Annotated in this window: 4 protein-coding genes and 1 pseudogene; all 5 read right to left on the bottom strand. The window is 55.2% G+C overall.

Going from position 1 to position 6,638, the window contains the following annotated elements:
- Positions 1–290, bottom strand: a pseudogene (locus B9L21_RS07370) (RNA-guided endonuclease TnpB family protein); the annotation flags it as partial.
- A gap of 206 nt (positions 291–496) precedes the next feature.
- Entirely contained in the window at positions 497–760 is a 264-nt protein-coding gene (locus tag B9L21_RS07365; RefSeq protein WP_063165818.1) for a hypothetical protein, read from the bottom strand.
- A 90-nt stretch (positions 761–850) separates the two neighbouring features.
- Positions 851–5,014 (bottom strand): tetratricopeptide repeat protein, encoded by a 4,164-nt coding sequence (locus tag B9L21_RS07360; RefSeq protein ID WP_063165817.1) that lies wholly within the window; start codon positions 5,012–5,014, stop codon positions 851–853.
- 145 nt (positions 5,015–5,159) lie between these two features.
- Complete coding sequence (locus B9L21_RS07355; protein WP_063165816.1) at positions 5,160–5,912, bottom strand: alpha/beta hydrolase; 753 nt, start codon at positions 5,910–5,912, stop codon at positions 5,160–5,162.
- Between the two features lie 86 nt (positions 5,913–5,998).
- Entirely contained in the window at positions 5,999–6,502 is a 504-nt protein-coding gene (locus B9L21_RS07350) for a metal-dependent hydrolase (RefSeq protein WP_063165815.1), read from the bottom strand.
- Between the last annotated feature and the right edge of the window lie 136 nt (positions 6,503–6,638).

The following is a 6,638-nucleotide window of genomic DNA, read 5'->3' as shown; positions in this document are numbered from 1 at the left end:
TTTCCTTGTTTGGCAAGACTGATCAAACCAAAGAAAGATTTAAAGGCTTCATTGACCTTTTTTAAAATTTGCTGTGCCATGTTGCTGTTTAACAGCTTATAGTTTTCGTTAGTTTTTGCAAGATGATCGTTTTTCTCATAATTAAGAAATTCCTTGTGTTCAAAATAGTATTGTCTGACATGGTACAATCCGACGTTGTACATGTTCTTGGCAATATGGCACAGTTCTCGAAGAGTCAAGTATTCTTCTTTGGTCAAACCATTTAGCTGTTGTTTGATACAAAAATACATGTTTTCACCTCCCATCTAACTATATGATACTATATTTTACTGAATCTATCCTATTTTCAGCAAAATATAGTTAAGGCGATTCATCTCCCACTTACTCCGCTTCGCTTCGTTGAAGTGGGAGTCTTCTCGCCTAATTAAGATAAAATCATGATCCATTTCTTCATGAAAAGCCCTCCTTGATCTTGTCCAAACATGATGCGCGTTCATCAAGGAGAGGGCCTTCCATCTTCATCCGTTCGGCTGGCCTGTTCCCGCATCGGGATTTTCCGCCGTTGCGGCAAAAACGGCGGGCGCGATGGAAGCGCCGCGCTCGTGGCGCTTCCATTCGCCCCTTGCTCGCGAACAGAGGCCAACAGCGGCTCACAAAACAGCGAAGCGGCTCTCCGACGCGCGCTCTTATGCCCTTTTACGATCATCCACAATGCCCCGACAAGCGACATATAGACGAATAATTCGATCGGCGCTTCCATGCGTCCCGTTCACCTCCTTTTGTCTCGTCCATCTTCTCTTCTCATACAATAGCAAACTTCTCAGCAAAAGAAAAGCTTGAAGGCCGCCGCTCACACCCGGGCCATGTGCTGAAAGGCCGGCTCCTCGGCCACTAACGCCGCCCACTCTTCGCTCTCATCGTTGGAAAGAACCCGGTCCAGTTCCCGCTTCGCCTCATCGAAACGCCCAAGGAGCGAAAGATAGCGGGCTCGCTCGTAACGAAGGCGGGCATCTTCCGCCGCATGAACACACCGTTCGATGGCCGCCAGCGCCTTGTCGAGACGCCCCATTTCCTCGTACATCGCCGCCAGATGCAGATGCCACTCGCCGTCTTCAGAATACCATTCGGCGCAGCGCTCCCAAAGCGCTGTCGCTTCTTGCAAGCGCCCCGTTTCCTCATATCGTTCGGCAAGCAAGAAGAGCGCGCCGCGGGCGAGCGGCTCTTCAGCCACGATCGCCTGCAGCTGCCGTTCGGCTTGTTCCTGCCGCCCATCTTGAAGCCAAACGGCAGCCTGCAAAACGCGCAGCTCGACATCATCGGGGTCATCGGCGAGCAGCCGATCGAGCCATGTTTGCGCTTCTTGGCATTGTTTGGCATCGTCAGCCGCCAACAAATGCTTGACAAATTCACGCGCCAGTTCAGGCTCCCAACCGCTCGCCAGCGCCTTGCGCCACATTTTTGCGGCGTCGTCCTCCAGTTCCACCGCCGCATAAAAGCGAGCCAGCTCGGCATACGCTTCCGCGTTTTCGCGGTCAAGGCTGATCGCCTCTTCGTACAAATCAATGATGGCGGAAAACAACGAAAACTTCCCGACCCATGCCTTCATTTTCGTCCACCACCGCCCCGGCATTTCATCCATCCGCTGCAGCTCCTCTTCCCAATACGGAAGAAGAGCTGCGGCAGCACGCGCATAGATCGCACGTTTTCTCTGGCGGTCGGCCTGCAAACGCTTCAGTCGGCGGCGCAGCCGCGCCAAGCCTCGTCCGTTTTTTGGAAACATGGCGATGTAAGTGGCATAAAGCGATTCATCGCCCGGATACTCGGCCATCAATTGTTCGAGCATCTCCATCGCTTCTTTCGCTTTTCCTTCCTTTATCATCACTTTGGCGTAATGGTGAAGCGCCTCGCGATCGTGCGGAGCGAGCGAGAGCGCCTTTTCCACCGCTTCTTTCTCCCGCTCGTTCTGCCCGAGCGCTCCATATACATAGCCGAGGCTGTCATAATACCACGCCTCCCCAGCCTGCCGACGGGCGTCAGCCAGCGCCGAAAGGAGCGCAGAAGGTTCGATGAGCGCCGCCATCGATTCGATATCGGCGCGCAGCGGAGCAAGGCGGACCGCTTGAAGCAAATGGGCGCACTGCTGCTCCTTCTCTCCTTCTCCCCCATATAACACAGCCAAACGAAAATGGCAGAGGGCGAATGACGGATCCGCGCGGAGACACGCTTCATAATGCTGTTTCGCCTCGTTTTCGCGCCCAAGCGAAGCGCACAGCTCCGCGAGCCGGAAGAGCGAAAGCGGGTGGTCCATGGCAGCGGCCTCTCGGTATACGGCCATGGCCTTAGACGGCCGGTTTTGCCGCTCGTAAAGGACACCGAGGGACGAATGAGCCGAAGCTAAACTGGGACGAGCGGTGATGAGCTGCTCCAAAAACGTCCGACCGCGCTCTCGAAGAGCTGGTGTTGTCAGCTGGTCGATGTAAAACTCGTACGCCTCTTCCGCATCAAACTGAGCAAGGCGCAGCCCTTCCTCGAGCCATGACAGCGCCGTCCCGCGCCCCTCTTCATCGTCGGCAAAGCCGTAAGCCATCAGCCATTTGCCCGCATTCAGCCAATACTCGCTGTTGTTGGCAAAACGGGTGCGCAGTTCGGCCACATGCCGTCTTGCTGCCTCTCCGTCCCCGCGCTCCACCAAGGCGGAGGCCAGCCCAAGCTGAGCGAACACATCATCCCCATCCAAGGCCAACGCCTGCTCATAGCAGCAAGCGGCTTTTTCTGCCTCTCCTTCGTCCATATAGAAATCGCCAAGCCGAACATAAAGCGGCGCCAACCGTTCCGCGGCGGCAAGCCCTTCGTTGAGCACTGCTTTCGCCTGTTCCCGGTTGCCATCGTCATCATACAAGTCGGCGAGCACGACGTACGGGTACGGCTCCCGCGGATCGAGCGCCTTGGCAACGCGAAAGCCGCGCTCGGCCTTGCGCCGGCGGCCAAGCTCCAAATCGCAGCGAGCCCGCTCATACCAAAGATAGGCATCGCGCCGCTCGCGGCGCACGAGACGGTCAAACCATTCGCGCGCTTCAGCGAAACGCTTTGCGTGGAATAACAACACGCCATGGTTCGTTTCGATAAACAGATCGCCCGGGTACAAGCGAACCGCCACCTGCGAGCAAATGAGCCCTCGTTCCGTATGCCCAGCATACACCAAAGCGAGCGCCTTGTAGCTCCACACTTCCGGCTGATCCGGGTCAAGCTGGAGCGAGGCGCGAAAATAGCGGGCCGCTTCTTCATAGCGGCTCATAAAAAAAGCAATACGGCCGCGCAAGTAATGGTACAGCGGACTTTGCATGTTTCCTTTTGTCTGTTTCAACACCTGTTCCGCCCGCTCCATTTCTTGTGTATAAACATAAGCTTTCGCCGCTGCAAGCAACAGATCGTTATGCCCGGGATACCGCTTCAAGACACGCCCGGTATAATCCAACACCAGCGGTTTCGCCTCATCGCTGCTAAAATGCTTCATGACATACAGCCATGTATACGGAACGTGCTCATGCCGGCGCAAAAAAGCGACAAACGCATCGAAATGCGCCTGTTCGTCTTCATCCATCTTTTCCGCAAAGGCATGAAGTTCACGAAAATAGCGATCTTCCTCCTCGGGAAGCTCGGCGGCGAGCGCCGCTTTTTCCCGGGGAAGCGCAACAATCGACAAATAATGCGTCCCGGCGTACCATTTTTCAATCTCTTCTTCAAGAACGACAAACGGGTCGAATACATTCGGGTCTTGCACATAAAACGCCGCGAGCCGCTCATCGTAGCCAAACAGCACTTGCACGTGGGATGACTGTTCATAGTCGACGCTCAAGAGGACCGGGATTCCTTCATCGATGAACCGCTTCCAGCGGGCAGGCGAGCCGATGAAAAAGCGGCAAACAAACCCGAGCTCCTCCAAATATTGAACGGTCGTTGACAATTTAGAGCCGCGCACGTCAAAAATATGTTCGGCCACCTCATCTTGCGTCCGCGGAGCGCCAAGTACGCGAAGCATCATTTCGATGCTTGCCGGCACACAGTAGTTATGTTTTTGCACAACCGGAACAAGCGGCAGTACGACCGCCCGCTCCCTTTGCCGCCCGAGCGCGCGGGCATACGGCGTTTTCTCAAGCTGCGGCTCGGCTCTTACCAACGACTCAAGCTTCTCCCATTCTCCGAGCTGATCATACAGTTCAGCGCGTAAATGGGTGAAATAACGGCGATGCATATGGAGCGGATTCAAGCGGTCAAGCTCCTCCATCGCCGCGAGCGCCTCGCGGTAGGCGCCTACATCGCGCAGGCGGCGCGCCCGTTCCGCGTAAAACGACAACACTTGCGGGAAACGCCGCCTTCCCTCCTCAAGAACGGCCAGCGCCTCGTGATGACGGCCGTCAAGTGCATACAGGTCAGCGAGAAGCAAATAGCACATATCGCCGCGCTTCGGATCGTCCAACCCGGCCCGGACCGCCTGCTCCGCCCGCTTCCGGTCGCCGATTTCAATGTAAAAATAGCCCCATTTGTCATGGATCGGCACCGTCTCGTAGCGGGCGACTACATCCATCCATTCGCGCGCCTCATCGGCCCGCTGCATATCGAGCAGCGCCCGCACTAACACAAACGCCGCTCGGGCGATCGCTTCATCGGGCTCGTCCGTCTTGCCTTCAAGCGCTTGGGCAAGACGCGGCGTGAGCGCTTCTTCAACATCGAGCGGCCGGCGGGTCTCAAGCCATTCGTCGCACACCCAAGCTAACGTCTGCAGCGTGTTCAACTTCCGGTGGGCATAGCGGGCGACAAGCCCGCTATGGCGGTACATGAGCGCATAATCAAACAGCCGGATGAGCGCCCGAAACGGCTCGATGCTGTCCCATGACGCCATGAGCGGCCGCCATTGAAACAATCCCATGTTTTCTAAATGCGGCCGCACCTGGGCAAGGGCATCCACGATTCGTTTTTCTTCAACGAGCAATGCGATCGGTTTGATATGATTCATACAAAGAAAACTCCCTTATTCTTTTCCCAGCTATTTATAAGTGTAGAACAAGCCCGGCAAAACAGCCACATATTTTTTCACAAAAATACCGACAAACAAAAAATGGCCTCTCCTTTGAACAGGATCAGCCATATACCGATTCGTTTTATCCGGCGTGCTTGGCGAAAAATTCGAGAGACCGTTCAATAATCATCGGTTGATCGTAATCGAGCGTCGCCACATGGTAGCTGTTTCGGAGGCGGACGATCTCTTTCTCCGTCGATGAAATGCCTTGAAAGATGATGTCGGCGTTTCCCGGCGGCACGACGTGATCTTCGTCGGAGACAAAAATCAACGCCGGACAGACGATGCGATCGAGTTTCGCTTTTGTCTGTGCCATCAGCCTAGCCAGCTGAAGGAGCGATGCCGTCGGCGTTTTTTCGTACGCCAGCTCTTTGACATCGGGATTTTTTACGTCCGATCCAATCGAGTCAAGATACCGCGGCACCTCGCCCCCGCCCGTCATCCCAGCGGCGATGGCCGGGATGTCGACAGCGGCGTTAATCGGCACGATGCCGCGGATTTCCGGGTGCTGTTCCGCCAAATAAAGCGTGAGCGTCCCGCCCATCGACAGCCCGGTGACAAAAATGGTTGGGCATCGTTGTTTCAGCCATTCATATCCTTCTTCGACTGAGGCGACCCAATCGTGGAACGTCGTCCGTTCCATGTCTTCGTAATGCGTTCCGTGCCCTTTTAAGCGCGGCAGGCAAACGGTATAGCCGGCTTTCGCATACGCTTCAGCGAGCGGGCGCATGCTGTGGGGCGTGCCCGTGAACCCGTGCGATAACAGCACCCCGACCGGCCCGTGTTCGACGTAAAACGGCTCGGCGCCAGGCAGTACAGGGTATTGTTCGTTCATTTTCTCCTCTCCTCTTGTTCAGTTGTTTTTTCTCCTAAAAAATATGTATTCGACGCTCCGCCCTTTTTCCCTCTTTTTCCACTCGGTCACCAAACGGCCAAAAGCGACCGCCACCATTCGTAAAACAATCCGCTGACGCCAAAATAAACGAAGCCGACCCAGGCAGCGGCAACGAACACCTTTTCCATCCCTTTTCCCGTCCGATAGAGCGGCACTTTCCACCGCTTGGAAGAAAACGGCCAAAACAAAGGCACCCCTTGGACAGAAAAAAAGTCTTCGATAATGTGAAACAAATAACCAAGCACGACCCCGGTGGCAAATGGCGACGCCGATTCGCGCCAGAGGGCGGCGGCGAGGATGCCCCAAACGATGAGCGAATGCGTCATCCTGCGATGGCCGAACGCTTCTTTTACTTTCCCCGCGACGCCGAACGAACGGCGGCCGACATACGACGACGGCTCATCGATGTCAGGAAGAAGGCTGCCGATGACAAGCCCCGCCGTATAAGCAGCGGTAAACGGAAGCGCCGTATACGCCGTCGCCGCCGCCCCCAAGCATAAGGAAACAATAACATGACTCGAATATCGCAACAAACATCCCCTCAAACTTCCATCGTTTTCCCCATTATACCATAACAAAGAATATTTGTTCGTTTCTTTGACGAATTTGTGACAATGGCGCTAGGTGTGACAAAGTTAACATCGCGTTATTGACATCATGGCTATA

The organism is Geobacillus uzenensis, from assembly GCF_002217665.1.
Lineage (GTDB): Bacteria > Bacillota > Bacilli > Bacillales > Anoxybacillaceae > Geobacillus > Geobacillus subterraneus.
Note: the sequence above shows the minus strand (reverse complement) of the source record. Positions and strands in the feature narration are given on the sequence as shown.

Bases quoted from the DNA above. Each gene is read 5' to 3' on its own strand.
- B9L21_RS07365 (WP_063165818.1), bottom strand. From the start codon at position 760: ATGGAAGCGCCGATCGAATTATTCGTCTATATGTCGCTTGTCGGGGCA.
- B9L21_RS07355 (WP_063165816.1), bottom strand. From the start codon at position 5,912: ATGAACGAACAATACCCTGTACTGCCTGGCGCCGAGCCGTTTTACGTC.
- B9L21_RS07360 (WP_063165817.1), bottom strand. From the start codon at position 5,014: ATGAATCATATCAAACCGATCGCATTGCTCGTTGAAGAAAAACGAATC.